Consider the following 25,642-nt stretch of genomic DNA (forward strand, 5'->3'; position numbering starts at 1 on the left):
TCCGGCCCCCCTGTCAGAACCGGTCATGCCGGGCGTTCCCGCTTGTCGGAGTAGTCAAGGCCGAGCGCAAGCCCGCTCAGTCCGCGGCGTGACAGGAGGATGGACAGCACAGCCAGGGCTGCCCAGGCCAGGCCCACGAGCCGTCCGGTCCCCGTCGGCTGACCGAAGACCAGGACCGCCACCGGAACCATCGTCACGAAGGGGCGCAGCAGCCGTCGCCGGCCCGACGGTGCCCGCTTGCTGCCCCGAACGACCGGCCGCAGGAAGGTGGTGCGCTGGCCCAACGACGAACCGTCACCGGTGAAGGAGAGCACCGCGAAGACCAGCGCCAGCAGGTCGGCGGCCACCATCACGACGGTCCACAGCCGCGACGGGTCCTGTCGCGTGGCCAGTCCGGCGGCGGACATCACCAGCGCCAGACCAAAGCCCGCCGCCGCCAGCGCGATGACGAAGTAGGCGGCATCCAGGACCTGCCCCAGCCAACGTCGACCACGGTCCACCTCGCGCGCACGGTCCGCATCGGCCTCCAACTGGTCCGAGGTGGGGAAGAGCCGGGGAAAGAGCATGGCGAGGGCAATGCCCACCACAGTGCCGGTCGTGTTCGTGACCAGGTCCACCACGTCGGCCAGTCGGTAGGCGCAGGGGAAGATCCCGTAGATGCCGGTGTACTGGGTCAGCTCGATCAGCAGGCAGACGCCCACGCCCACGGCCAGCGTCGTCAAGACCTTCCACTCGAGGATCCGGCGGCCGAACCAGCCCAGTGGGACGAAGAGCACGACGTTGAAGACGAGTTCCAGCACGGTGTGGTCCAGCAGCGTCTGTCGGTGTGGCAGCCCCTGCGTCGCGCGCGCCACCCGTCGTACACCGTCCATCGGGTCGGGGTTGAAGCTGACGCGCCGGGCACACCAGGCGTCGGTCAAGGTGGACGGATCCGGCAGCGGGAACATCGTGTAGGCCACCAGCGCCGAGCAGTAGACCAGCAGTGCCCCGATCAGCCCCAGACGCACCTCGGCGATCTCGCCATAGCGTCGGTACTGCCACACCACCACGGGGATGAGGAGCACGACGGACAACAGGGCGCCCGCGGCGAGCGAGTTAAGGGCATTGGTGAGCACTGCACCACCCTGCCCGGACACGGGTCAAGGCTTCCAGCCGAGACGCCGGTGTTCGCTGCAGGCTGTGCAAAGCTGGTGTCGGTCACCGGTCCGCAAGGGGCCATGGCAGAAAGGTCAGCGCGTGTCACGTCTGTTCACCCGCCCCTCGCGACTGCTCGCAGCGGGACTGCTGGGCGCCACCCTCGGCCTGGGCGGCCTCGCGGCTCCTGCGCATGCGGAGACCGGCGGCAACACGATGCAGGTCGACGGACGGGTCCTTCCCGATGGTCGCCTCGAGGTCACCGAGACGATCACCTTCGCCGGTGACCTCCCACGCCAGTTCGAACAACGCTTCGCGCTCACCGAGGACACGCTGGACAGGGCGCACTACAGCTTCGACGTCGACTCCGTGACGGCCAAGGCCGGCGGCAAGGACCTCGGCCTCACCATCACCACCCAGGACGAGGCCAAGACGGTGGCGGTGAACACCTCCGGCGCCAAGGGGCCGGTGACGATCAGCTATGTCGTGACCGGGGCCGCGCGTGAGGCCGCACCGGTCGCGGGCGAGCCCGCCCGCACCGAGGTCACGTGGAATGTTCTGCAGGGCTTGGACGTCCCGCTGTCCCAGGTCAGCGGCGGCATCGACACTCCCGGCGCCATCAGCTTCGTCAACTGCGAGTCCGGACCCGTCCAGCGGCTCAGCCCCTGCACCACCTTCGGTGGTGGCACCCACGGATCGCCGCAACCGAGCTTCACCGACGGGCCCCGCGCCGCGGGCGAGGTGATCACCCTGGACTTCGCCGTGCCCGGGAGCGTCGTCGCACCCAACGCGCGGATCGAGCACAAGTGGTCCCTGGACCGCGCCTTCAGCGTGAACCGCAACACCCTGCTCGCCTCCCTGCTGCCGCTGTTGCTGGGTGGTGCCCTGCTCTTCTGGCTGCACCGGCGCGCCGGCCGTGACCTCGAGGAACACCAGATCACCCCTGTGGCCGAGTTCACCCCCGTAGGACCGGGGGAGAGCAGCTTCACGGTCCTGCATGACGTGCGGCCCGGCCATGTCGGCACCGTCGCCGACGAGCGCGTCGACCCGATCGACGTCACCGCCACCCTGCTGGACCTCGCCGTGCGCGGCTGGCTGCGGATCGTCGAGCTACCCCGTGATGGCGCCCACAAGGCACTGGACTGGACCTTTGAGCGCACCGCCGGGGGAGAGGGCGACCTGAGGCCCTTCGAGCTCCACCTGCTCGATGCCGTCGCGCCGGCCGAGGGTCCCGCGGCCGTGGTGTCCACCATCTCGGAGGCCGTCACCCCCGTCGTCGAACGCGTCCAGCACGAGCTCTACGCCGACGTGGTGCGGCGCGGCTGGTTCGACCGGAGCCCAGAACAGACCCGCAGCCGCTGGACGATGCTCGGCTGGGCGACGCTGGTCCTGGCGATCATCGCCACGATCGGCCTGGTGACCTTCACCACCTTCGGCCTGGTGGGCTTCGCGCTGACCGCCCTCGCCCTGGGGGCACTGCTCATCGCCCAGGAGATGCCGCGCCGCACCACCCACGGCTCGGCACTACTGGCCGGTCTGTCCGCGCTCGCCTCGCAGTTGCGCACCCAGCCCACCGCCCAGCTGCCGACCGGACGCGAACTGGCCGAGCTGTCCCGGATCCTGCCCTATGCAGTGGTGCTCGGCGGGCGGGAACGTTGGGTCGACGCCCTGGTGGCCGCCGATGACGATGACACCCCGGACGGCGACGACCTCGACTGGTACCGGGCGCCCGGTGACTGGCACCTGAGAGACCTGCCCGACTCGCTCAATGCCTTCATTGTCAGCGTCCAGGGGCAGCTATTCGGCCGCTGAACGCGAGAACGGGCCCCGTCGTCATGACGGGGCCCGTTCTGGTCTTCCTGGCTCAGAGCTCCAGGCCGGGGTACAGCGGGAACTTGCCCAGCAGCTCGGCCGAGGCGTCCTTGGTGCGCTGTGCGACACCGTCGGCCACGGCGTACTTGGCCTTGCCCGGCTTGCCGGTGCTGGCGGTGACGGGCGTGGTGTTCTTCAGCACGTCGACGATCAGCTCGGCGACGGTGTCGAACTCGTCGGCACCGAAGCCGCGCGAGGTCAGGGCCGGGGTGCCGATCCGCACGCCGGAGGTGTACCAGGCACCGTTCGGGTCGTTCGGGATCGAGTTGCGGTTGGTCACGACGCCCGAGTCGAGGAGGGCGCTCTCGGCCTGGCGACCGGTCAGCCCGAAGCTGCTGGTGACGTCGAGCAGGTTCAGGTGGTTGTCGGTGCCACCGGTGACCAGCTTCACGCCGCGCCTCATCAGGCCCTCGGCCAGACTCTGCGCGTTGTCGGCGACGTTCTGGGCGTAGGCCTGGAAGCTCTCCTGGCGCGCCTCGGCGAAGGCGACGGCCTTGGCGGCCATCACGTGGCTCAGCGGGCCACCCAGCACCATCGGGCAGCCCTTGTCGATCGACGGGGCGTATTCGGCGGTGCTCAGCACGAAACCACCGCGGGGGCCGCGCAGCGACTTGTGGGTGGTGGAGGCGACCACGTCGGCGTAGGCGATGGGGTTCTCCTCGCCGGTGAAGACCTTGCCGGCCACCAGACCCGCGAAGTGAGCCATGTCGACGAACAGGGTGGCGCCCACCTCGTCGGCGATCTCGCGCATCTTGGCGAAGTTCACGCGACGCGGGTAGGCGGAGTAGCCGGCAATCAGGATCAGCGGCTTGAACTCCTTGGCATCGGCCCGCAGCTTGTCGTAGTCGATCAGTTGGGACTCGGGGTCGGTGCCGTAGGAGCGCTGGTGGAACATCTTGCCGGAGATGTTGTGGCGGAAGCCGTGGGTCAGGTGGCCGCCGGCGTCCAGGCTCATGCCCATCACGCGCTGGGAGTTGAAGGTCTTGCGCAGCGTCTCCCAGTCCTCCTCGGACAGGTCGTTGACGGTCTTGGCGCCCAGGCGCTCCAGCTCGGGGCTCTCGATCCGCTTGTTGAGGATCGCCCAGTAGGCCACCAGGTTGGCGTCGATGCCGGAGTGGGGCTGCACATAGGCGTACTCGGCGCCGAAGAGCTCGCGGGCGTGCTCGGCGGCGACGGACTCGACGGTGTCGACGTTCTGGCAACCGGCGTAGAAGCGGTGACCGACGGTGCCCTCGGCGTACTTGTCACTGAACCACGTACCCATGGTCATCAGCGTTGGCAGGCTGGCGTAGTTCTCGCTGGCGATCAGCTTGAGGCTCTCGCGCTGGTCGGTCAGCTCCTGACGGGTGGCGTCCGCGATACGCGGCTCCACTCCGCCGATGATGTCGAGCATGGTGCGGTAGGCGCTGGCGGCAGTGCTGTTGGTGGACGCGACGTCGGTCACTAGGACTCCTGAGGCAGGAAGGCGGCTGGGGACCATCCCAATCTATCGCCTCGGGTGTCTCGGTCCACGGACCTGCCCAAAGTCCCCTGGAGTCCCTGCCCCACGGGCGGGGATCCACAACAGACGCGGGGCGGGCCTCCGACGCTGGAAGTGCGTCGGAGGCCCGCCCCGGCCCTGTCACATGGCGTCAGCGGCAGCGGCTGATCTCGTAGAGCGCGATCGAGGTGGCGACGCTCGCGTTGAGCGATTCAACCGTCGAGGTGATCGGGATGCTGACCAGGTGGTCGCACTTGTCCCGGGTCAGGCGGGCCAGGCCGTCGCCCTCGGAGCCGACCACGACCACAAGCGGGCCGTCGACACCGGGGATCCCGCCGATCTCCACATCGCCCTCACCGGCCAGACCGACGACGGTGAAGCCGGCCTTCTGGTAGCTCTCGATGGCTCGGTTCAGGTTGGTGGCCATCGCGACGGGGATGCGGGCGGCCGCACCGGCCGAGCTCTTCCACGCCACCGCGGTCATCGACGCGCTGCGACGCTCGGGGATCAACACCCCGTTGGCACCGAAGGCAGCTGCGGAACGGATGATGGCGCCCAGATTGTGCGGGTCCGTGATGCCGTCGCAGAAGACCACCAGGGGGGCAGTCTCGCCCTCAAGCGAGTCCGCCATCAGGTCGTCGGGGTGGGCGTAGTCATAGCTGGGCAGCTGCAGGGCCAGGCCCTGGTGGACGGCACCGCCGGTCATCCGGTCCAGCTCACCCCGGGTGATCTGCAGCAAGGGCAGGGAGTTCTCCGCCGCCAGCTTCAGCACGTCGGCCAGCCGGGAGTCACGCTCGGCGCCCTCGGCGACGTAGATGCCCTTGACCGGCATGCCCGCCTGCAGCGACTCATAGACGGGATTGCGGCCCACGACCCACTCGGCGCCGACCTTGCCTGCAGGCCTGGACGCGGTCCGGCTGCCGCCCTGGCGACGGGCCAGCTGCTCCTTGGTGGTGCCGGGCTTCACCTGCTTGGCCTTGTAGGCCTTGTGGTAGGTGCGTTCCTCGGCCTTGGGTGTCGGGCCGCGGCCCTCAAGGCCCTTGCGGACCCGTCCGCCCGATCCGGCGGTCTTGCCCTTGCCCTTGGTGGTGGCGCCTCGACGAGAAGAGTTTCCGGCCATGTCAGTTCTCCAGTTCCCAGCGAGCACCCTCGGGGGTGTCGGTGATCTTCAGGCCGGTGGTGGCCAGGGTGTCGCGGATCGCGTCGGCAGCGGCCCAGTCCTTGTGGGCGCGGGCCTCGGCCCGCTGGGCCAGCAGCTTCTGCACCAGCGCGTCGACGACGGGCTCCAGGTCGGAGCCCTTGTCAGAGGACAGGTGCGCCCACTCGTCCGCCTCGGGGTCCAGCCCGAAGACGTCCAGCATGTCGCGGACCGCCATCAGGTGCCGGCCCACCGCGGTCAGATCCTTGGCGGCCAGCGCCTTGTTGCCCTGGCTGATCTCCTCGAAGAGCACGGCGACGGCCTTGGGGGTGCCCAGGTCCTCATTCATCGCGTCGGCAAAGGCCTGCGGCAGAGCCCGCTCGGCAAACCACTCGTGGGTGGCACCCAATTCCTCGGCGTGTGCCTGGTTGAAGGCGACGGCCCGCTCCAGGAAGGAGTCGATCCGCTCGATCGCCTTCTCCGCCTCCACCAGGGAGCCGCGCGACTCCTCGTCGGCGGGGGAGAACTCGATCATGCTGCGGTAGTGCGGCGCCAGCAGGAAGAAGCGCACGGCGCGCGGGTTGTAGGTCTTGGTCACCTCGGTCACCAGCGCCGTGTTGCCCAGCGACTTGCTCATCTTCTCGCCCGCCATGGTGACCCAGGCGTTGTGCATCCAGTACTTCGCGAAGGGGCGTCCGGCCGCGGTCGACTGAGCCAGCTCGTTCTCGTGGTGCGGGAAGCGCAGGTCAAGGCCACCACCGTGGATGTCGAAGGCGTCGCCGAGGTACTTGCCGGCCATCGCGGAGCACTCGATGTGCCAGCCCGGACGGCCGCGTCCCCAGGGCGAGGGCCAGGAGGCGGTGGTCGGTTCGCCCTGCTTCCAGCCCTTCCACAGCGCGAAGTCGCGGGGATCCCGCTTGCCGCGCGGATCGGAGTCCGCGGCGGCCTCCATGTCGTCGGCCTTCTGGTGGCTCAGGCTGCCATAGGCGGGCCAGCTCTTCACGTCGAAGTAGACGTCACCGGACTCGTCGGGGGCAGGGTAGGCGTGGCCCTTCTCGATGAGCTCACCGATCAGCTCGACCATCTCCGGGATGTGACCGGTGGCGCGCGGCTCGTAGGTGGGCGGCAGGCATCCCAAGGACCGGTAGGCGGCGTGCAGCTCGTTCTCGAAGCGGTAGGCGTGGGCCCACCACTCGACGCCGGCCTCGGCAGACTTGGCGAGGATCTTGTCATCGATGTCGGTGACATTCGCGACGATCGTCACGTCGTAGCCGGAGAAGGCCAGCCAGCGACGCAGGACGTCGAAGACGACCTCCTTGCGGATGTGGCCCAGGTGAGGGGCGCTCTGCACGGTCAGGCCACAGTGGTAGATCGACACCTTGCCCTCTTCGAGGGGCTCGAAGTCGGTCAGCTGGCGGGTGGCGCTGTCATACAGACGGAAGTTCACCGCTCCAGTCTAGGGGACGTGACCGTCGCGCCCCGGACGCCGTCAGCGGCGGCCCCGACGGTCCTGGCGTTGGGCCGACCAGATGATCAGGGCCGCGAGCCAGCAGATGATCGCAAACAACCATGCCCCGGCGGGGATGGAGGCCTGGCAGAGCCGGTCAGGGGTGGGTGTCCCATTCTCCAGGGAGAGGCACTCGGTGCGTCGGGCTAGTGGCAGGGGCACGAGGCCGGTGACGAAGAGCATCGCGGGAACGACCCAGATCGGCATCTGGCCCTCGGGGTGACGAAGTGCCATGGCTCAGCCCTTCGCCTTCGCGCGCAGGGCCGCGATGTCGAAGCCGCCGAAGGGTGCTGGGGGCAGGTCGTCGTCGACGCCGTCCTCCCAGGGGTCATAGGGCTTCTCCGCGGTGTCGTCGGCATAGCCCTGCGAGGGGTCGAAGGGGTTGGCCAGGATCCGGTTGCCATCGGCGATCTGGTCCATGGCGCTGTCCGCGATGGCCTCGTCGGGGAGATTGCGCAGCACGTCCTGCACATAGCCGTGGGCGGCGTCGATGGTGGAGACCTCGTGGCCGCGGTGCTGGCTGGCGTACCAGCGGTAGTCCAGCACCTCGTGGAAGAACTGTGCAGATTCACGTTTGCCCGCCAGGTCTGGAGGGATCACGGCGACGGTGGGCTCGAAGACCTGGGTGAGCCACTGGTGCGCCACCTGCGCCTCGTCCACATGCTGCTGGTTGGTGCGGGCCCGGAAGGTGTCCAGGTCATTGAGCAGCCGTCTGGCCTGGTTCTCCTCGGTGTCCAGACCGGTGAGCCGCATCAGCCGACGGGAGTGGTGGCCGGCGTCGACCACCTTGGGCTGGATCCGCACCGTCTCGCCATTGGGGGAGGTGGTGATGTCCAGCTCTGCCACGTCGAAGCCCAGGGCATTGAGTCGACGCACCCGGGACTCGATGCGGTGCAGCTCATTGCCGCCGAACTCCTCGACGCCGGTCAGCTCGGCCCACAACTCGCGGTAGCGGTTCTCGATGGTCTCGACGAGGTTCAGCGGGTCCAGCGCCTCGTCCAGCAGACCGCCGGCCTCCAGGTCCAGGAATTCGCCGAACAGGTTGGTGCGAGCAATCTGCAGGTCGTGCTCACGCTGTCCGTCGGTGAGCTCGTCGTGCAGCTCGCCGGTCTCCGCATCAACAAGGTAGGCCGCGAAGGCGCCGGCATCGCGACGGAAGAGCACATTGGACAGCGAGACGTCGCCCCACAGGAAGCCGAGCAGGTGCAGGCGGGCCAGCAGCACCACCAGCGCGTCGATCAGCCGCAGCACCGTGTCCTGGCGCACGCCGGAGGTGAACAAGCTGCGGTAGGGAAGGCTGAACTGCAGGTGCTTGGTGATGAGCACCGGGTCGAGCGGCTGGCCGTCGGGTCCGATCCTGCCGGTCACCACGCCCAGCGGCTCGACTGCGGGCGTGTTGAGCCGCATCAGGTCGTGCAGCATGCGGTACTCGTGGATCGCCGCATGCTCGATGACCTCCTTGGCCGCATAGACCTGGTCCCCGACGGTGATGAAGCGCACCACGTGGCGGGAGATGCCGCGGGGCAGCGCGACGAGCTGCTCGGTGGGCCACTCGGCCAAGGGGGTTCCCCAGGGCAGGGGGATCAGCCGGGCATCGGGTTTTGCGGACAGGAATCGAGGCACACTCCCATGGTGCCACCTGACGTGGGGCGATGCCCGGCTCGGGGGCGGTTCAGGCCCGTCCAGCGGCGTCCAGACCGTGCCGCAGATCGGCCACGAGGTCGTCGACCCCCTCGATCCCGACGCTCATCCGGACCAGTGAGTTCGTGATGCCCGCGGCCTGCTGCACCTCGGGGGGCATGCTGGCATGGGTCATCGTGGCCGGATGACAGACCAGGCTCTCCACGCCGCCGAGGCTCTCGGCGAGCAGGGCCACCTGGAGATTCGCGACGAAGGCATGGACGGCAGGCATGCCACCGGCCAGTTCGAAGCTGAGCAGGGAGCCGAATCCGCCCACCTGCTGGCGGACGGCGAGCTCGTGGCCGGGGTGCTCGGGCAGCGACGGGTGGTGCACCCTGGTGACGGCGGGGTGGCCGGCCAGCAGGTCCACCACGGCTCGTGTGTTCGCCTCGTGCACGCGGATCCGTGCATCGAGTGTGCGCAGGCCGCGCAGGACCAGGTAGGAGTCGAAGGCCCCGGCCGTCAGGCCCAGGCAATTGGCCCAGCCCGCGAGCCGTTGTGCGTGGTCCGGGTCACGGGAGATGACGGCACCGCCGATCACGTCGGAGTGCCCGTTGATGAACTTGGTGGTGGAGTGCAGCACGATGTCGGCACCCAGCTCCAGGGGCCGCTGCAGGAGGGGTGAGCAGAAGGTATTGTCGGCCACCACCACGGCCCCCGCCGCGTGGGAGAGCTCGGCGACGGTCTCGATGTCTGTGAGCCGCAGCAGGGGGTTCGACGGGGTCTCCAGAAGTACCAGGTCCGCCGGGGCGGACAGTGCCGCACGCGCGGCCTCGGGGTCGGTCAGGTCGACGAAGTCGACGCTCAGCTGGCCCTTTTCGGCCAGCCAGTGGAGTTGGCGCCAGGTGCCGCCGTAGCAGTCGTGGGGTGCCACGACGCGGCCCGCGGTGGGCACGAAGCTGTTGATGCACAGGGTGACGGCGGCCATCCCGGAGGTGGTGACCACCGTGTCGGTGCCATGTTCCAGCGTCGCCAGCGCCTCTCCCAGCAGGTCCCGCGTCGGGTTGCCGCTGCGGGAGTAGTCGTACTCGCCGCGTCCGTCGAGCCCGCGGAAGGCGTAGTTGGTGGACATGTGGATGGGTGGGACCACCGACTGCTTGGCGGGGTCGCTGTCGAGACCGGTACGCAGGCCGCGCGTCTGGCGGCTGGGGGTGGGAGAGGGCTGGGATGGGGCGGTCATGACGTCGAGACTAGGCACAACGCGGCGTCGGCTGGTGAATTGTCCAGATTCTCGGACGCTCGACGCGGGCCGGAGACTCACAGCGAAGTCATAAATTATGTGAATTCCTCAGTATTCGTTGGGTCCTCAGGAAAGCCTGGTTTCGACGACACGGCTGGAGAGTCCAGCCGGGAAGATCCCCAGTCCGGAGCGATCCGGCGCCAGGAGCAACCATGTCCACCATCTCCACCCCCCCCGTCGGATCGCGGCCTCGTTGGCCACCACGGCCGTACTCGCCACCGGTGCCGCCTGCGCGGCCCAGGCCGCGACTGCCGCCGGCGACGCACGGTGCGGTGACTCTGCCGCCACCCGCAAGGCACCCGCCAGGCCAGCAGGCCCCGTCCGGAAGGCCACCGTCACGAAGCCGACGACCCAGCACAGGAAGTCAGTGGCCAGGAAGTCAGTGGCCCTCAGGTCCTCCCGGGTGACGGCCTCGCCGGCGGCCGGCACCACCCCGGCGAGGACCGTGGTCTCCACGGCCAGCACCAGCGCCGTCACCTACGCCGCATCCACCACCGTGAGCGCCTCCGGCCTGTCCGGCAATGCGGTGAAGGTGGCCAAGGCCGTCAACGCCAATTTCCCGCAGATCACCAGCATTGGCGGCCTGCGCTCCGGCGCCAGCGCGCAGGACCACGGCACCGGACACGCGGTGGACCTGATGACGGCCAACAAGGCGACCGGGGGCCAGATCGCCGCGTACATGAAGGAGCACGCCAGTGAGCTGGGCATCAAGTACGTCATCTGGCGCCAGCACATCTGGAGCGTGCAGCGGGCCGACGAGGACTGGCGCCCGATGGCCGACCGCGGCTCCGCCACCGCGAACCACTTCGACCACGTGCACGTCAGTGTGAACTGATCCGGCCGGGCTCGGCGCGAAGCTCCTTGCGCCGGGCCCATCGGACCCCGCAGACTGCGGGCATGCCCCATGAACCCGTCCTGCGCCCGTGGCGCGTGACCGATGCGCCCACCCTCTTGCGGCACCTGCGCGGCACGGCGGACCTCGCCACGCAGCTGCCCAGTTTCCAGGACACCGCCGAGGCGCGAGCCTGGATCGAGGAGCGGGCTGGCCTGTGGTACTTCGCCCTGGCCATCAACGGGGTGGCCATGGGCAATGTCAGCGTGGGGAATGTGGACCGGACCCACTCCACCGGCCGGATGGGCTACTGGCTTGCCCCGGCCGTTCGCGGCAAGGGATGGGCGAAGCGGGCCGCTTGCACCGTCGCCGACCACGTCCTGTTCACGGTGACGGAGCCGGTCTTTCGCCTCGAGCTGGGGCATCGCGTCGACAATCCCGTCTGCGGACGCATAGCCTTGGCCGCCGGCTTCGTGCACGAGGGCACGGAGCGCCAGAAACTGCAGTACGGCCGCCTGCGTGTGGACACCCACACCTACGGGCGGCTGCAGACTGATCCGCGGCCGGCTCACGAGCCCCTGGCCCTGGAGCCCTGACGGCGGCCGGGCGGAGACAGGAGGGCAGCAAAGACGAATGACCCCCGCCCGTGATGGGCGGGGGTCATTCGCTGGGTGAGGGAAAGGTCAGGCGCGCCAAGTGTTGGTGCCGCCGGAGATGCGCAGCTGCGACTCATTGCTGAAGACGTGCACATTGTCCGGGGACACGGCCAGACGCACGGTCTCGCCACGCTTGGGCTGGACGCGGCCGCTGACGCGGGCAACGATCTGAGGCGCGGTGAGCTTCTCGTCATCGGGCAGGCCGGCCAGGGTGCCGTAGATGTAGCCGTCGGCGCCCAGTTCCTCCACCACGGCCACGTCGACCGGGATGCCGTTGTTGTCGGGAGCCACGCTGAAGACCTCGGGGCGGATGCCGATGGTGAGGTTGGTCTCCTTGGCGGCCTTGGCGAGGGTCTCGCGGGGGACCGGCACGACGTAGTCACCGACCTGCACGCCACCGTCGACGACCTTGCCGACGTTCAGATTCATGGCCGGAGAGCCGATGAAGCCTGCGACGAACAGGTTGGCGGGGGTGTCGTACAGGGCCAGCGGGGTGTCGCACTGCTGCAGCACGCCATCCTTCATCACCGCGACGCGGTCACCCATCGTCATGGCCTCGACCTGGTCGTGGGTCACGTAGACGGTGGTGACGCCCAGGCGGGACTGCAGGGCGGCGATCTGGGTACGGGTCTGCACGCGCAGCTTGGCGTCCAGGTTGGACAGCGGCTCGTCCATCAGGAAGACCTGCGGGTTGCGGACGATCGCGCGGCCCATGGCGACGCGCTGGCGCTGACCGCCGGACAGTGCCTTCGGCTTGCGGGACAGGAAGTCCTCCAGGCCCAGCAGCTTGGCTGCCTCGAGGACGCGCTGCTGGCGCTCCTCCTTGGGGACGTTCTGCATCTTGAGCGCGAAGCCCATGTTGTCCGCGACGGTCATGTGCGGGTACAGGGCGTAGTTCTGGAAGACCATGGCGATGTCACGGTCCTTGGGCGGCAGGTCGGTGACGTCGCGGTCACCGATGTGGATGCTGCCCGCATTGACCTCTTCGAGGCCGGCCAGCATGCGCAGGCTGGTGGACTTGCCACAGCCCGACGGGCCGACCAGCACCATGAACTCGCCGTCGCCGATCTCGAGGTTCAGCTTGTTGACGGCGGGGCGGTCCGCCCCCGGGTAGACGCGTGAGGCGTCATTGAAACTGACGGTGGCCATTGCCACACTTCCTTTCCACGGGCAGGTACGTGCCCGACGATCCGTAGTGGAATCGTGGACCAACTCTGTCCACCCGGAAAGACTCGCACATCGGTGGTGCACAGTGAAGGGCGCCCCCCGGTGTTTGCCATCGTCATCCGCTGTGGCTAGGGACGATGCTTCGCATTGTTACGAAATCGTGAACTATTCGGCCCCGGATGGCCGGATGGCATGCTTGGAGCGGGTGGCATCGGGCCACTCGCCGGGAGGAGAAGAGATGTTGATCGTCCACTGCAATGTGCACACCACGCCGGATGGCGTCGGAGCCTTCAAGGCCGCGTCGTTGGCCAATGCCGAGGCGAGCCGGCTGGAGCCCGGGGTCGAGGTCTTCGAGCTGATCCAGTCCGATGAGGACCCGACGGTCTTCTGCTTGGTCGAGCACTACACGGATCCGGCGGACCTGGAATTCCACAAGACCCAGAAGCACTACCTTGTCTGGCGGGAGGCCGTGGCGGACCTGATGGCGGAGCCGCGTCGCACCGTCAAGTACCACCGCGTCTGACCTCTCGACAGGCTCGTGGACCGGTGCCCGAGCCCGTCGAGGCTCAGCACTCGACGATGTTGACCGCCAGGCCGCCGCGGGCCGTCTCCTTGTACTTGGTCTTCATGTCCGCGCCGGTCTGCATCATCGTCTTGATCACCTGGTCCAGGCTCACGATCTGCTGGCCGTCGCCCTGCAGCGCCAACCGGGCTGCGGTGATCGCCTGCACGCTGGCGACGGCATTGCGCTCGATGCAGGGGATCTGCACCAGCCCGCCGACGGGGTCACAGGTGAGGCCCAGATGGTGTTCCAGCCCGATCTCGGCGGCATTGGCCACCTGCTGAGGGCTGCCGCCCAGCACCTGGCACAGGCCGGCCGAGGCCATGGATCCGGCCACCCCGACCTCGCCCTGGCAGCCCACCTCGGCACCCGAGATCGACGCACTCTGCTGGTAGATCCCGCCGATGGCACCGGCCGTGAGCAAGAAGTCCACCACGGTGTGGTCACAGGCTCCCGGCATGTAGGTGACGGCGTACTTGAGCACCGACGGGATGATCCCGGCCGCCCCGTTGGTGGGGGCAGTGACGACCCGTCCCCCGGAGGCATTCTCCTCGTTGACGGCCAGTGCCCACAGGTGCAGCCAGTCCATCGCCGCCAGCGGGTCGACCGGTCCCCGGGGCTGCTGCTCGCGAGCGGTCAGGTCCAGGTGCAGGCGGTGGGCGCGTCGTCGCACCTTCAGGCCACCGGGCAGGATGCCCGAGGTGGCGCAGCCCTCGGCGATGCAGGCATCCATCACGGACCAGAGCCGCAGCAGCCCGTCGCGAACCTCCTGCTCGGACCTGCCCAGGGCCAGCTCGTTGGCCATCTGCACCTCGGGAATGCTGAGCCGGTGGTCGCGGCAGTGCGCCAGCAGCTCCGCGCCGGTGCGGAAGTCGAAGGGCACCGGGGTCGAGTCGAGGGTGATCGACGGGCGGCCCGAGCCGTCGTCCTCCAGCACGAAGCCGCCGCCGATCGAGTAGAAGGTTCGACGGGCGAGCACCTCGCCGCCGCCGAAGGCCGTGAAGACCATGCCGTTGGTGTGGAAGTCCAGCCGGCGGGTGCGGTGCAGCACCAGGTCCTCGGCGACGTCGAAGTCGATCTCGGGGCCATCCACCGAGCCGAGGTGGATGCGCCGGCACTCCTCGATCTCGGCGGTGCGCACCGGGGCCTGTTTGGTGTCGACGGTCTCCGGGCTGGCGCCCTCCAGGCCGAGCAGGACGGCCGGACGCGAGCCGTGTCCGTGCCCCGTGGCACCCAGTGATCCGAAGAGCTCCGCCTTGACCCGCGTCACGCGCGAGATGACGTCGCTGGCGGCCAGGTCCCGCGAGAATTCGGCGGCGGCGCGCATCGGCCCGACGGTGTGCGAGCTGGACGGGCCGATACCGATCTTGAACATGTCAAACGATGAGATCGCCACGAGCCCAAGTGTGCATCCCCGGGAATGTTTTGGCCAGCGGTGAGCTTGCGTTGATCCAGTCTGTCCACACGAGTATTTTCGGCTCATCGGTGTCGTGAGGAGAGAATCGTGAAGGCACTAGTCAAGAGGGCTCCAGAGCCGGGGCTCCAGTTGGTGGACCTCCCGGAGCCCGAGCCGGGTCCCAACGAGGTGCTGATCAAGGTCATGCGCACCGGTATCTGCGGTACGGACCTGCACATCGACAACTGGGATGCGTGGGCGCAGCGCGTCGTCCCCACCCCCTTGACCATCGGCCATGAGTTCTGCGGCGAGATCGTCGCACTCGGCTCCGCCGTCGAGGACCTGACGGTGGGTCAGTTCGTCAGCGGCGAGGGCCACTATGTCTGCGGACGCTGCCGCGCCTGCCTGGCGGGCAAGAGGCACCTGTGTCGCAACACCCAGGGCATCGGCTACATGGTGCCGGGTTGCTTCAGCGAGTACTTCGCCATGCCGGCAGGAAATGTCTGGGTGCACCACCGCCCGATCGACCCTGATGTCGCCGCGATCTTCGACCCCTTCGGCAATGCCGTGCACACCGCCCTGCAGTTCCCCAGCCTCGGGGAGGACGTCCTGGTCAGCGGTGCCGGACCGATCGGGATCATGGCTGCGCTGGTGGCCCAGCACGCGGGTGCTCGCCACGTCGTCGTGAGTGACCTGTCCGACGAGCGGCTCGAGCTGGCGCGCCAGCTGGGCCTGACCGACACGATCAATGTCGGCCGGGAGAGCCTGGATGCCGTCTTCGAGCGGGCACGGATGAAGGAGGGCTTCGACATCGGGCTGGAGATGTCGGGCTCGGGCGCGGCACTGTCCAGCATGATCGACCACATGACCCATGGCGGCAGGATCGCGCTGCTCGGCACGCCCAGCCGTCCCACGGAGATCGACTTCTCCAAGATCATCTTCAACATGCTGACCCTGCAGGGCGTCACGGGCCGCCAGATCTTCGAGACCTGGTATGCCATGAGCGTCCTGCTGGAATCCGGGCTCGACATCTCGGGAGTGATCACCGACCGCTTCCACCACACCGACCACGTGGAGGCCTTCGCCACCGCCGGCAACGGCAAGGGCGGCAAGGTCGTCATGGACTGGAGCAACTGACATGTACACCAAGATCAAGGACACCCTCCTCGCGGAACTGGCCGAGCTCAAGGAGCAGGGCCTGTACAAGGTGGAGGTTCCGCTCAGCTCCGCGCAGAGCGCCCACATCGACGTCGAGGGCAAGCGTGTGGTGAACCTGTGCGCCAACAACTACCTCGGGCTGGCCGACGATCCCCGCCTGGTCGAGGCCGCCAAGAAGGCACTCGACGAGTGGGGCTTCGGGATGGCCTCGGTGCGCTTCATCTGCGGCACCCAGGACCTGCACAAGACCCTGGAGAGCAAGATCACTTCGTTCCTGCATCCTGTCGTCCAGGACGAGGGGGGACGACCCCCCTTCGAACCCCCCGCGCTCGCAGGCTCGCAGGTCCAGGACGAGGGGGGCCAGTGGGACACCATCCTGTACAGCTCCTGCTTCGATGCCAACGGGGGTCTGTTCGAGGTGCTCTGCGGGCCCGACGACGCCATCATCTCCGACGAGCTGAACCACGCCTCGATCATCGACGGCGTGCGCCTGAGCAAGGCGAAGCGGCTGCGCTACCGCAACCGCGACATGGCCGACCTCGAGGCCAGGCTGATCGAGGCCAAGGACTGCCGCTACCGGCTGATCGCCACCGACGGCGTCTTCTCCATGGACGGCTACCTGGCTCCGCTCGACGAGATCTGTGACCTGGCCGAGAAGTACGACGCCCTGGTGATGGTGGACGACTCGCATGCCGTCGGCTTCGTCGGACAGAACGGTGCCGGAACCCCGGAACGCTACGGGGTCCAGGACCGGGTGGACATCATCACCGGAACGCTCGGCAAGGCGCTGGGTGGCGCCTCCGGCGGCTACACCTGCGCCCGCGCTGAGATCGTCGAGATGCTGCGGCAGAAGAGCCGCCCCTACCTGTTCAGCAATTCATTGGCCCCCTCCATCGCTGGTGCGGCCCTCGCCACGATCGAGCTGCTGGAACAGTCCGGTGACCTGCGGGAGAAGCTCCATGCCAACACGGCCTGGTTCCGTGCGGAGATGGGTCGGCAGGGCTTCGAGATCCCCGAAAGCGACCACGCCATCGTGCCCGTCATGATTGGGGATGCCGTGAAGGCCGCGAAGATGGCCGACATCATCTTGGCAGAGGGCATCTATGTCCGCGCCTTCAGCTATCCCGTCGTGCCGCAGGGCAAGGCCCGGATCCGCACCCAGATGTCCGCGACCCTGACGCAGGCCGACCTGGAGGCCGCCGTCGCCGCCTTCGCGAAGGCCCGCGAGCAGGTGGGGTGACTCGCGCGCGCAGGTAGCATCGGGGCCATGACCAACAGCCCCGGTGAGCCGCCGGCCGAGGCCAGTTCCTGGCAGGCCCACAGCACGATGCCCCCGCCCGTGGGTGCCCCCTCCGCAACGGTGGAGGAGGAGAAGCCGTGGTGGGACCAGCCGGGGATGCCGTGGCGGCACGAGCCGAGCAAGGCGGACAAGCAGTGTCTGGGCTGGATCATGTTCATGGGCGTCTTCGGGCTGGCCATGCTGCCGCTGCGCGGATGGTTGCTGGGCCGGAGCCCGGAGTTGCTGGTGGCGCTGATGGGATCCCGCTCGGGCACCGCCGCACTCGGGGCGCTGGCCTCACAGGGGCTCTCGCACTGGTGGCCGCTGTGCATGGTGGCCGGATCCCTCATGTCAATCAAGTTCGACTGGGTCTTCTGGTGGGCCGGCAAACTCTGGGGCCGCGGCATGATCGAGGTCTGGGCGGGCCAGTCCGCGCGGGCGACGAGGAACTACGCCCGGGCCGAGCGCTGGGCGCACAAGATGGGCTGGCTGGGCATGTTCGTCGCCTATGTGCCCATCCCGCTGCCGCTGATGCAGGTGATCTTCGTCCTGGCCGGTGCCACGGGCATGGGGTGGAAGAAGTTCATGGCCCTGGACTTCCTGGCCAGCACGCTGTGGCTGGGCCTCTACTTCGGCCTGGGCTGGTGGATGGGCGAGCCCGCCGTGCACGCCCTGAAGGTCTACGCCAGGTACGCGAACTACGTCGCGATTGGCCTGGTGGTCTTCATCATCGGCTCGACGGTGGTCAACTCCAACAAGAAGCAGGGCTGACCGCTCAGCCGAGGGCAGCCCGGTAGCCCTGTTCCGCGGCCTCGTTGAAGGCCACCAGCAGCACCCGCTCGGCCTGCGTCGGGGTGGCCCGCACCGTTTCGACGGCAACCCTGGTGGCGTCTGCCATCGGCCATCCGTAGATTCCCGCGGAGATCGTCGGGAAGGCCACCGACGCGGCACCCAGCTCGTCACAGACGCGGAGGCACTCCCGGTAGCAGGAGACCAGCGTCTCGGACTTGTCGATGGTCTTCGCCCAGACGGGCCCGACGGTGTGCACCACCCAGTCCGCGTCCAGCCCGCCGGCCGTCGTCGCCACCGCGCTGCCTGCCGGCAGACCGTCCGGAAGGGTGGTGCGGCGCAGCTCACGGCAGGCCGCCAGGATCTCGGGCCCACCACGTCGGTGGATCGCGCCGTCGACACCTCCACCGCCCAGCAGTCCGGAGTTGGCGGCGTTCACGATGACGTCGACGTGTTCCCCGAGGGCCGTGATGTCAGCCCGGATGACCTCGATGCTGGGACTCATGGGCTCCAGACTAGGTGTTGGTGGCAGGGACGTTCATGACAGTTTGCGGGTTGACGTGAAGGGAGGACCCCCGTTGGGTTGTGGCTTGTCGAAGGTCACAGATGAACAACGGAGGTCCTCATGGCCCACTCTAAAGCCCGTCTGAACGTCAACGGTCGGCGTCTGCTGGTCCAGCGCGTCCACGAGCAAGGCTGGAAGGTCGCCCACGCCGCCAAGGCGATGGGAATCTCACGCCAGTGCGCACACCACTGGCTCAAGCGCTACGACCAGCACGGCGAACCAGGTCTGCATGACCGCTCCAGCCGACCCCGAACCATGCCCCGGCGCACCAACCACCAGGTCGAGGTCCGGGTCCTGGCGCACCGCGCGCTGCACCGGCAGGGCCCAACCCACACCAGCGCCGCGACCGGTGTTCCCGCGCGCACCGTCTCGGCGATCTGGAAGCGTCATCACATGCCCCCGTTGGCCCACCTCGATCCGATCACCGCAGCAGTGATCCGCGGCAGCCAGGCCACCACCCGCCGCTACGAACGCGAACACCCCGGTGAGTTGATCCACCTCGATGTCAAGAAGATCGGCAAGATCCCCCACGGTGGAGGCTGGCGAAGCCGCGGACGGGCCGCGACCAGCGCCGAGAGGAACAAGCGGGCAAAGATCGGCTACGACTACGTCCACGCAGCGGTCGACGACCACACCCGGCTGGCCTACATCGAGATCCACGACGACGAGAAGGGACCCACCTGCGCTGGTTTCCTCACCCGCGCCGCGGCCTTCTTCGCAGACCACGGCATCACCCGTATCGAGCGGGTGATCACCGACAATGCCTTCGCCTACCGCAACAGCAGCGACTTCATCGCCGCGGTCGAAGCCCTCGACGCGAAACAGAAGTTCATCAAGCCCCACTGCCCCTGGCAAAACGGCAAGGTCGAGCGCCTCAACCGGACCCTGGCAACCGAATGGGCCTACCGACAGCCCTTCACCAGCAACCAAGCACGCCGCGACGCCCTTGCCGACTGGCTCACGTTCTACAACACTGAACGAGGCCACAGCGCCCTCGGCGGGAAAGCTCCCATCACCCGAGTGTCATGAACCTGTCTGCCACCAACAACTAGGCGCGGGAGAAGATGGCCACCAGGAAGTTGGAGTCCTCGCGGAAGGGCTTGAGGTCCCAGGTGGACAGGCCGAGCTCGAGCACCAGACCGCTGGCCTGGGCGTCGGTGATGAAGTCGTTGAACTCGTAGCCCCGGCCCTGGCCGAAGCCGAAGACCGCCCGTCCTTCGGGGGCCAGTGCCTTGGCCAGGTTCGTCAGGATCCGTCGGCGGCTGGAGGCTGCGGGGAAGGCGATCGCATTTCCGGCGCACAGGATGGCGTCGAATCCGGCCTCGACGCCGTGGCCGGCAAGATCAAGCAGTGTCAGGTCCTGGGCGAAGTAGACCGGTCCTGGGTGCTCGACCTTGGCGATCTCGATCAAGGTCTCGTCAAGATCAACTCCCACCACGTCGTGGCCACGAGCGGACAGGTAGCCGGCGTGCCGGCCGGGGCCGCAGCCGGCGTCAAGGATGCGTGCATTGCGCTGCACCATTGCGTCGACGAAGCGGGCCTCACCGAGCAGGTCGGCGCCCTCGGCCTCCATCCGCCGGAAGCGCTCGGCGTAGTTCTGGGCGTGCTGGGGATTGGCCTCGACGACCTTCTCCCAGGTGCCGGGCTCGACGGGTTCGTTGGGTGCAGTGGTGTCGGTCACGCCCGCCAGTCTTCCATGTCCGGAAAAGTGTGGATGGTGGCCACCGAGCTCGGTGGCCACCATCCACACTTTTCGTCGAGCCCCTGACCTTGGTCAGATGAACAGCGTGGTCTGGGAGTCACCCGCCTCGTCGAGGAAGGTGGCCACGCCGCCGAAGTCCACGCCCGGCATCAGGTCTGCCTTGTCGATGCCCAGCAGGTCCATCGTCATGGTGCAGGCGATCAGCCGGGCACCGCCGTCGATGGCCGACTGGATCAGCTCCGGCACGCTGGGCACATTGTGCTGCTTCATGACGTTCTTGATCATGGCCGTTCCGGCGCCACCCATGTTCATCTGGGACAGGGTCAGGGCGTCGGCGCCAGAGGGCATCATCGCCTTGAACATCTTGTCCATCGGCTTCATGTCCCGCTTGGGTGCCTTCGGGTCGCGCAACGCGTTGAGACCCCAGAAGGTGAAGAACATGCTGACGTCATTGCCCAGCGCCAGCGCCCCATTGGCGATGATGAAGGCCGCGATCATCTTGTCCATGTCTCCCGAGAAGACGACGAAGGAGTTCTTGGCCTTCGCGCTGGGGGCAGGGGCGGCGCTGGCTGCGGCTGCCTGGGCGACGACAGCACCCGAGTGCCGGAAGACCGCCCTCACCCCCGCGCCGGACTGCTCGAGGCTGACCAGCTCGTGGCCATTGCGCCGGGCCCAGGCCGGTCCGTCCGCGGCGAAGCCCATGTCGGAGACGGTGGCGACGATCTCGTCGCCGGGGCGCAGGCCCTTCATGGTCTCCGACAGCCGCATGATCGGGCCGGGGCAGGCCAGACCGGTGCAGTCGAGGTCGACGGTCTGGGTCTCGGTCGGGGCAGCGGTGAAGGGGGCGATGAGGGGCTCCTGGGAGATGATGGCGCTGAGGTCCACCACGTCCGGCTGGTCTCCGGTCCACGCGCGGTAGGTGGCCGAACCGCCGGACAGGAAGGCGATGTCGGTGAAGCCGCGTTGCACCAGGATCCGGTGTGCCAGGTAGCTGCGGAAGCCGACGGCGCACAGCAGCCGGACGGGCTGCTCGCGGTCCCAGTCGGTCAGCGCCTCACGCAGCGTGCCGAGCGGGACGTTCTCGGAGCCGTCGAGGTGCCAGACGTCGAACTCGGTGGGTTCGCGCACGTCGATGACGCGGCAGCCCTCCAGCGAATCGCCGGGGTACCAGAGCCGCGCGTCGCCCAGGATCGTGTTACTGGCCAGGAATCCGGCCATGTTCACCGGGTCCTTGGCGGAACCGTAGGGCGGGGCATAGGACAGTTCCAGCTTCTCCAGGTCGAAGACGCTTCCACCCATGCGCAGTGCGGTGGCGATCACGTCGATGCGCTTCTCGACGCCGTCGAAGCCGGCGCACTGGGCGCCCAGCAGCCGTCCGTCATCCGGGGAGAAGAGGACCTTGAGGTGCATCGGGGAGGTGCCGGGGTAGTAGCCGGCGTGGCCGGTGGGGTGGACGTGCACCATCGAGAAGTCGATCCCCGCCGCTTGCAGCTGGCGGCTGTTGGCGCCGGTGGCCGCCACGGTCATGGTGAAGAGCTTGACCACAGAGGTTCCCTGTGTGGAGTCATAGCTGGTCTCGCGTCCGCAGATGTTCTCGGCGGCGACGCGTCCCTGTCGGTTGGCGGGGCCGGCCAGCGGCACCAGGTGGTGTCCGGGCAGCACGGTGTGTGGGCTCTCCACCACGTCCCCGGCGGCCCAGATGTGCTCGATGGTGGTGCGCTGATGGTTGTCGACCTTCACGCCACCGCGTGCCCCGAGCTCGACGCCGGCCGCAACGGCCAGCTCGGTCAGCGGGCGTACCCCGATGGCCAGCACCACGAGGTCCGCGGTGATCCGGCTGCCGTCGTCCAGGGTGGCGGTGATGGCGGGCCCGTCGGCATCGAAGGCGGTGGCGGCTGTGCCCAGGTGGAGCTTGATGCCGTGGCTGCGCATGGTGCGCTCGGCGTCGGCGGCGATCTCGCGGTCGACGGGCGGCAGGATCTGCGGTGCCATCTCCACCACGTGCACGTCGGATCCGCGCTCGCGCAGGTTCTCCGCGGCCTCAAGTCCGATGAAGCCGGCTCCCACGACCAGGGCCCGCAACCCGTGGGGGGAGGTCAGGGCCTTGTCGGCGCGCTGCTTGATCTGGTCCATGTCGCTGAGGCTGCGCAGTACGTGAATGCCGGGCAGGTCCACCCCGGGGATCGGCGGGATGATGGCGCTGGCCCCCACGCACAGTGCCAGTTCGTCGTAGTGCTCGATGAATTCGCGGCCGGAGTCCAGGTCACGCACGGTGACATTGCGGGAGCCGGCATCCACGTCGATCACTTCGTGGCGCAGCCGCACGTCGAGGTTGAGGCTCTGCGCCAGGCTCTGGGGGGTCTGCAGCACCAGCCGGTCCCGGTCCTTGATCACCTCGCCGACGTGGTAGGGCAGGCCACAGTTGGCGAAGGAGACGTGGTGTCCACGTTCCAGGACGAGGATCTCGGCATCCTCGTCGAGCCTGCGGACTCGGGCGGCCAGGGACATTCCGGCGGCGACGCCACCGACGACGACCAGTTTCATGGGTTTTCCTTCCGGGGTGGGGACGCCACCAATATACCCCAAGGGGTATTGAGTGAGTCGAGTGGAAGGTGTGCAGAATAGGCACATGAGCGATGAGTTGCCGACGATCGGCCGCGACGAGCTGTCCGACGATGCCGTCATCCTGGACGTCCGTGCGGATGACCAGTGGTCCGCGGGTCATGCTCCGGGGGCGGTGCACATTCCCTTCGAACGGCTGCAGGCCCGACTGATCGACCTGCCGACGACACCGGGGCCGCTGCCGGTCACCTGTGGAGGGGGAACCAAGGCCGGCCGCGCGGTCGCGATCCTGCGCGAGAACGGCGTCGATGCCGTCGAGATCAAGGGCGGGATGCGCGGATGGAAGGCCGACGGGCGCCCGCTGGTCTCCTGACCCGGGCGGGAAGTCTGGAGCCTCTGACAGGATTCGAACCCGCGACATCCTCTTTACAAGAGAGGCGCTCTACCGACTGAGCTACAGAGGCACTGTCGGCGCCCGGGCAACGGGCGGGCCGACTGGTCAATTGTGCCGGGGGAGGGTGGCTTCGACAAGCTCAGCCGGCCGAGCGGTCACATCCGGTCCGGCGGAGCGGTCGAAACCGTCTCTCTCCAGTACGTCACACGCCCGGGGCAGCCAGGAAGGCAATCCCGTCGCCGGACAGGGTGACCTGCTCCCCTGCGACGAGGAAAGCGGACTGGCCCTTGGTCAGCTCCGTTCCCTCCGTGTCGCGCACGGTGCCCTCGATCACCAGCAGGATGCGGCCGCTCTGGGTGGAGGGCAGCTCGACCTCGACGCCGTCACCGGGACTCACCTGCCACAGCGCGAATTCCGGCGCCGGGGTGGGGAAGCGCAGCAGGCCGGGAGCAATTTCCACACCCCGCACCAGCTCGACGGGGGCGGCATCGAAGTCCACGACGCGCACCAGCTCGTCGACGTCGATGTGCTTGGGGGTCAGGCCGCCGCGCAGCACATTGTCCGAATTGGCCATGATCTCGATGCCAGCGCCCTTGAGGTAGGCGTGCAGGTTCCCGGCGGGCAGGAAGACGCCCTCGCCCGGCTGCATGGTGAAGCGGTTCATCATCAGGGCGGCCAGGATGGAAGGGTCGCCCGGGTAGTACTCGTCGAGCATCACGGCGGTACGGCAGAAGTCGCCGACGGGGCCCTCCGCGTCGGCATGGGGGACGCAGGTGGCGACGGTCTGGTTGACCAGGTCACGACGTTCATCACTCTGGCCCAGGGCGTCCAGGAAGACCTCCGCCAGACCGGCCGAGCCCTCGCGCAGGCGCAGTGGGGCAACCATCTGGTCCAGTGCCGGGATCTCCAAGGCCTCGAAGAGCTCGGCGGTCTGCTTCGGGTCGCGGAAGCCGCACAGGGCGTCGAAGGGAGTCAGGGCGAGCATCAGCTCGGGCTTGGGCCAGGAGTCCTTGTAGGTGCGCTTGGGATCGTCGAGGGGGATCCCGGCGGCATTCTCGCGTGCGAATCCGGCCTCGGCCTGCTCCCGTGACGGATGGGCCTGCAGTGATAGCGGCCGGTTGGCTGCCAGCACCTTCAACAGGTAGGGCAGCTGGTTGCCGAAGCGCTCGATGCTCGCTCCGCCGATGATGCCGGGTTCGCGTTCGAGGCGCACAACGAGGCTCTCGCCGTCTACGACGGAGGGGGCGCTGGCATGCGCTCCCAGCCAGTACTCGGCCTGTGGCTGGTCGGTCTGCTCGACCCCCAGGATGCGAGGGATGTCGGTGGTTGACCCCCACGCGTAGTTCTGGATGGCTCCCGACATCGGCTGCATCGTGTCGCCCTTCGTAGTTGTGTGCGTGCTCTGCCAAGTCTGGCAGGTGGGGGCTCACCCGTGCGACGCGAGGCCTGAAGTCATGCTGAGTACGGCCTAGAATCGAGGCCATGTCCGATGCCACACAACCACTGCGCCCGCTGGACCTCGACGAGCGGAGTCTTGAGATCCTCGACTTCGAGCGTGGCTGGAAGGGATCCCGCGCAGCGAGGGAGCAGGAGATTCGTGAGCGCTTCGGGATGTCCACCCCGCGGTACCACCAGGTCCTGAACCAGCTCCTGGACGATCCCGCGGCACTCGCCCACGATCCGCTGTTGGTGAAGCGTCTCCGGCGTCTGCGGGAGCGTCGCCAAGAGGCCCGATCCGCCACGCGGCTGCCGCGTTGAGCCGCGTTACGCTCCCCGCGGATTTCGTTGTGGTGATGGATCGGCGCGGCTAGCGTCATGCGCATCACTCCGGGGTCAGCCCGGTGCAGACGAATGGGAGACCACATGGGTATCGCAGACAAGTTCGAGAACGCCAAGGACCAGGTCGTCGGCAAGGTGAAGGAAGCCGCTGGCGACGCCACCAACGACGAGAAGCTCCAGACCGAGGGCGCTGCCCAGAAGTTCGACGGTCAGGTTGGCGAGAAGGTTGAGCAGGGCAAGGACAAGCTCAATGACGTCGTCGACGACCTCAAGAACTGAGTCGTCTGACAGCTCTCCGGGCCCGTTCCGCATCACTGCGGAGCGGGCCCTGGTGCATTCCGGGGCTGGCGCTCCGGGTGGTATCCGCCATCAGCGAGGTCTGCCTGGCATTCGAAGAAGTTCGCGCTGGCCGGGTTCCCGTGCCTCACTGCCGACCATGCCGCACACGCGGCGTAGAGCGGAAGGAAGGGCAGGCCGGCGCACAGGGTCCACTGCCAGGAATGGCTCTCCTCGTCCGCGCGGCCCCCGACGGATGCGCGCCCATCCTGCCGCCTCCTCGGCTCTGCGTTTGCTGTTTGCACTCGCTTGGGGAGAGTGCTAAACATGATGTTGGCACTCGGCTTGCTCGAGTGCCAGCGAGTTGGACGATGAGGGGCCGGTCCCCGTCCGTCGCGGGCATCGCACCAGCCGCACCCCTATGACACTGACAACCGTGGGGCGAGAGCCCCTGACGCGGGAGGACTCCCGAAA

At 68.1% G+C, this 25,642-nt stretch carries 25 protein-coding genes and 1 tRNA gene; 11 read left to right on the forward strand and 15 right to left on the reverse strand.

Annotated features, from left to right (window positions below; genetic code table 11):
* Positions 1-23: 23 nt before the first annotated feature.
* Complete coding sequence (locus EDD41_RS12960; protein WP_170165380.1) at positions 24-1,136, reverse strand: VanZ family protein; 1,113 nt, start codon at positions 1,134-1,136, stop codon at positions 24-26.
* Between the two features lie 100 nt (positions 1,137-1,236).
* Here EDD41_RS12960 and EDD41_RS12965 point away from each other — a divergent pair, with 100 nt between their 5' ends.
* On the forward strand, positions 1,237-2,946 hold the full coding sequence (locus tag EDD41_RS12965; protein WP_170165381.1) for a DUF2207 family protein: 1,710 nt from the start codon (positions 1,237-1,239) through the stop codon (positions 2,944-2,946).
* Between the two features lie 52 nt (positions 2,947-2,998).
* Here the strand turns inward: EDD41_RS12965 and EDD41_RS12970 are convergent, their stop codons facing one another.
* From EDD41_RS12970 to EDD41_RS13000, 7 genes are all read right to left on the reverse strand, one after another.
* Entirely contained in the window at positions 2,999-4,486 is a 1,488-nt protein-coding gene (locus tag EDD41_RS12970; protein ID WP_123576196.1) for a glycine hydroxymethyltransferase, read from the reverse strand.
* A gap of 151 nt (positions 4,487-4,637) precedes the next feature.
* Positions 4,638-5,606, reverse strand: coding sequence for a 23S rRNA (guanosine(2251)-2'-O)-methyltransferase RlmB (rlmB, locus tag EDD41_RS12975; protein ID WP_123576197.1), 969 nt, complete (start codon positions 5,604-5,606; stop codon positions 4,638-4,640).
* A gap of 1 nt (position 5,607) precedes the next feature.
* The gene (gene cysS, locus EDD41_RS12980) at positions 5,608-7,071 is read right to left on the reverse strand and encodes a cysteine--tRNA ligase (protein WP_123576198.1); all 1,464 of its coding nucleotides are present in this window, start codon (positions 7,069-7,071) and stop codon (positions 5,608-5,610) included.
* Between the two features lie 42 nt (positions 7,072-7,113).
* Positions 7,114-7,365, reverse strand: a complete 252-nt coding sequence (locus EDD41_RS12985; protein ID WP_123576199.1) for a hypothetical protein — start codon at positions 7,363-7,365, stop codon at positions 7,114-7,116.
* Positions 7,366-7,368: 3 nt separating this feature from the next.
* Positions 7,369-8,754, reverse strand: coding sequence for a DUF4032 domain-containing protein (locus EDD41_RS12990; RefSeq protein WP_123576200.1), 1,386 nt, complete (start codon positions 8,752-8,754; stop codon positions 7,369-7,371).
* 49 nt (positions 8,755-8,803) lie between these two features.
* Complete coding sequence (gene metB / locus EDD41_RS12995) at positions 8,804-9,991, reverse strand: cystathionine gamma-synthase (protein ID WP_123576201.1); 1,188 nt, start codon at positions 9,989-9,991, stop codon at positions 8,804-8,806.
* Between the two features lie 126 nt (positions 9,992-10,117).
* Complete coding sequence (locus tag EDD41_RS13000) at positions 10,118-10,507, reverse strand: hypothetical protein (protein WP_143813794.1); 390 nt, start codon at positions 10,505-10,507, stop codon at positions 10,118-10,120.
* Here EDD41_RS13000 and EDD41_RS13005 point away from each other — a divergent pair.
* On the forward strand, positions 10,497-10,886 hold the full coding sequence (locus EDD41_RS13005) for a VldE C-terminal domain-containing protein (protein ID WP_148060567.1): 390 nt from the start codon (positions 10,497-10,499) through the stop codon (positions 10,884-10,886). The two genes, EDD41_RS13000 and EDD41_RS13005, sit on opposite strands and share 11 nt — an antisense overlap.
* Positions 10,887-10,948: 62 nt before the next feature.
* On the forward strand, positions 10,949-11,479 hold the full coding sequence (locus tag EDD41_RS13010; protein WP_123576204.1) for a GNAT family N-acetyltransferase: 531 nt from the start codon (positions 10,949-10,951) through the stop codon (positions 11,477-11,479).
* 87 nt (positions 11,480-11,566) lie between these two features.
* Here the strand turns inward: EDD41_RS13010 and EDD41_RS13015 are convergent, their stop codons facing one another.
* Positions 11,567-12,688, reverse strand: a complete 1,122-nt coding sequence (locus EDD41_RS13015; RefSeq protein WP_094763188.1) for an ABC transporter ATP-binding protein — start codon at positions 12,686-12,688, stop codon at positions 11,567-11,569.
* Between the two features lie 256 nt (positions 12,689-12,944).
* Here EDD41_RS13015 and EDD41_RS13020 point away from each other — a divergent pair, with 256 nt between their 5' ends.
* A complete protein-coding gene (locus EDD41_RS13020) occupies positions 12,945-13,229 on the forward strand; it encodes a putative quinol monooxygenase (RefSeq protein ID WP_094763187.1) in 285 nt (94 codons plus the stop codon).
* Positions 13,230-13,272: 43 nt separating this feature from the next.
* Here EDD41_RS13020 and EDD41_RS13025 read toward each other — a convergent pair whose 3' ends face one another.
* Positions 13,273-14,664 (reverse strand): L-serine ammonia-lyase, encoded by a 1,392-nt coding sequence (locus tag EDD41_RS13025; protein ID WP_256761969.1) that lies wholly within the window; start codon positions 14,662-14,664, stop codon positions 13,273-13,275.
* Positions 14,665-14,772: 108 nt separating this feature from the next.
* Here EDD41_RS13025 and tdh point away from each other — a divergent pair, with 108 nt between their 5' ends.
* From tdh to EDD41_RS13040, 3 genes are read left to right on the forward strand one after another with little or no spacing between them, the layout of a single operon-like run.
* The gene (tdh, locus tag EDD41_RS13030; protein ID WP_094763185.1) at positions 14,773-15,801 is read left to right on the forward strand and encodes an L-threonine 3-dehydrogenase; all 1,029 of its coding nucleotides are present in this window, start codon (positions 14,773-14,775) and stop codon (positions 15,799-15,801) included.
* 13 nt (positions 15,802-15,814) lie between these two features.
* Positions 15,815-17,062: a glycine C-acetyltransferase gene (locus EDD41_RS13035; RefSeq protein WP_211336746.1), complete on the forward strand. Its 1,248-nt coding sequence runs from the start codon at positions 15,815-15,817 to the stop codon at positions 17,060-17,062.
* Positions 17,063-17,089: 27 nt separating this feature from the next.
* Positions 17,090-17,872 carry a DedA family protein gene (locus EDD41_RS13040; RefSeq protein ID WP_094763183.1) on the forward strand — a complete coding sequence of 261 codons (783 nt, stop codon included), beginning with the start codon at positions 17,090-17,092 and terminating at the stop codon, positions 17,870-17,872.
* 4 nt (positions 17,873-17,876) lie between these two features.
* Here the strand turns inward: EDD41_RS13040 and EDD41_RS13045 are convergent, their stop codons facing one another.
* Entirely contained in the window at positions 17,877-18,395 is a 519-nt protein-coding gene (locus tag EDD41_RS13045) for an O-acetyl-ADP-ribose deacetylase (RefSeq protein ID WP_123576206.1), read from the reverse strand.
* A 120-nt stretch (positions 18,396-18,515) separates the two neighbouring features.
* Here EDD41_RS13045 and EDD41_RS13050 point away from each other — a divergent pair, with 120 nt between their 5' ends.
* Entirely contained in the window at positions 18,516-19,484 is a 969-nt protein-coding gene (locus EDD41_RS13050) for an IS481 family transposase (RefSeq protein WP_123576207.1), read from the forward strand.
* Between the two features lie 19 nt (positions 19,485-19,503).
* Here the strand turns inward: EDD41_RS13050 and EDD41_RS13055 are convergent, their stop codons facing one another.
* Positions 19,504-20,136, reverse strand: a complete 633-nt coding sequence (locus tag EDD41_RS13055; RefSeq protein ID WP_245995652.1) for a class I SAM-dependent methyltransferase — start codon at positions 20,134-20,136, stop codon at positions 19,504-19,506.
* A 93-nt stretch (positions 20,137-20,229) separates the two neighbouring features.
* On the reverse strand, positions 20,230-22,701 hold the full coding sequence (locus EDD41_RS13060) for an FAD-dependent oxidoreductase (RefSeq protein WP_123576209.1): 2,472 nt from the start codon (positions 22,699-22,701) through the stop codon (positions 20,230-20,232).
* A gap of 85 nt (positions 22,702-22,786) precedes the next feature.
* On the opposite strand from EDD41_RS13060, the gene EDD41_RS13065 reads away from it, so the two are divergent.
* On the forward strand, positions 22,787-23,092 hold the full coding sequence (locus EDD41_RS13065; protein ID WP_094763179.1) for a rhodanese-like domain-containing protein: 306 nt from the start codon (positions 22,787-22,789) through the stop codon (positions 23,090-23,092).
* A 15-nt stretch (positions 23,093-23,107) separates the two neighbouring features.
* Here EDD41_RS13065 and EDD41_RS13070 read toward each other — a convergent pair.
* Both EDD41_RS13070 and manA read right to left on the reverse strand, forming a co-directional pair.
* Positions 23,108-23,183 (reverse strand) — tRNA-Thr (locus EDD41_RS13070).
* A gap of 132 nt (positions 23,184-23,315) precedes the next feature.
* The gene (gene manA, locus EDD41_RS13075; RefSeq protein ID WP_170165382.1) at positions 23,316-24,476 is read right to left on the reverse strand and encodes a mannose-6-phosphate isomerase, class I; all 1,161 of its coding nucleotides are present in this window, start codon (positions 24,474-24,476) and stop codon (positions 23,316-23,318) included.
* A 119-nt stretch (positions 24,477-24,595) separates the two neighbouring features.
* On the opposite strand from manA, the gene EDD41_RS13080 reads away from it, so the two are divergent.
* Together EDD41_RS13080 and EDD41_RS13085 are read left to right on the forward strand one after the other, a co-directional pair.
* Positions 24,596-24,871, forward strand: a complete 276-nt coding sequence (locus tag EDD41_RS13080) for a DUF3263 domain-containing protein (protein ID WP_094763177.1) — start codon at positions 24,596-24,598, stop codon at positions 24,869-24,871.
* A gap of 105 nt (positions 24,872-24,976) precedes the next feature.
* Complete coding sequence (locus EDD41_RS13085) at positions 24,977-25,171, forward strand: CsbD family protein (RefSeq protein WP_094763176.1); 195 nt, start codon at positions 24,977-24,979, stop codon at positions 25,169-25,171.
* Positions 25,172-25,642 lie beyond the last annotated feature (471 nt).

The sequence above is a fragment of the Luteococcus japonicus genome, assembly GCF_003752415.1.
Classification (GTDB): Bacteria; Actinomycetota; Actinomycetes; order Propionibacteriales; family Propionibacteriaceae; genus Luteococcus; species Luteococcus japonicus.

Bases quoted from the DNA above. Each gene is read 5' to 3' on its own strand.
- EDD41_RS13020 (WP_094763187.1), top strand. From the start codon at position 12,945: ATGTTGATCGTCCACTGCAATGTGCACACCACGCCGGATGGCGTCGGA.
- EDD41_RS13085 (WP_094763176.1), top strand. From the start codon at position 24,977: ATGGGTATCGCAGACAAGTTCGAGAACGCCAAGGACCAGGTCGTCGGC.
- EDD41_RS13040 (WP_094763183.1), top strand. From the start codon at position 17,090: ATGACCAACAGCCCCGGTGAGCCGCCGGCCGAGGCCAGTTCCTGGCAG.
- EDD41_RS13050 (WP_123576207.1), top strand. From the start codon at position 18,516: ATGGCCCACTCTAAAGCCCGTCTGAACGTCAACGGTCGGCGTCTGCTG.
- EDD41_RS13010 (WP_123576204.1), top strand. From the start codon at position 10,949: ATGCCCCATGAACCCGTCCTGCGCCCGTGGCGCGTGACCGATGCGCCC.
- EDD41_RS12970 (WP_123576196.1), bottom strand. From the start codon at position 4,486: ATGGTCCCCAGCCGCCTTCCTGCCTCAGGAGTCCTAGTGACCGACGTC.
- EDD41_RS13045 (WP_123576206.1), bottom strand. From the start codon at position 18,395: ATGAGTCCCAGCATCGAGGTCATCCGGGCTGACATCACGGCCCTCGGG.
- EDD41_RS13065 (WP_094763179.1), top strand. From the start codon at position 22,787: ATGAGCGATGAGTTGCCGACGATCGGCCGCGACGAGCTGTCCGACGAT.
- EDD41_RS12985 (WP_123576199.1), bottom strand. From the start codon at position 7,365: ATGGCACTTCGTCACCCCGAGGGCCAGATGCCGATCTGGGTCGTTCCC.
- metB (WP_123576201.1), bottom strand. From the start codon at position 9,991: ATGACCGCCCCATCCCAGCCCTCTCCCACCCCCAGCCGCCAGACGCGC.
- EDD41_RS13060 (WP_123576209.1), bottom strand. From the start codon at position 22,701: ATGAAACTGGTCGTCGTCGGTGGCGTCGCCGCCGGAATGTCCCTGGCC.
- EDD41_RS13015 (WP_094763188.1), bottom strand. From the start codon at position 12,688: ATGGCCACCGTCAGTTTCAATGACGCCTCACGCGTCTACCCGGGGGCG.
- rlmB (WP_123576197.1), bottom strand. From the start codon at position 5,606: ATGGCCGGAAACTCTTCTCGTCGAGGCGCCACCACCAAGGGCAAGGGC.
- EDD41_RS13080 (WP_094763177.1), top strand. From the start codon at position 24,596: ATGTCCGATGCCACACAACCACTGCGCCCGCTGGACCTCGACGAGCGG.
- manA (WP_170165382.1), bottom strand. From the start codon at position 24,476: ATGTCGGGAGCCATCCAGAACTACGCGTGGGGGTCAACCACCGACATC.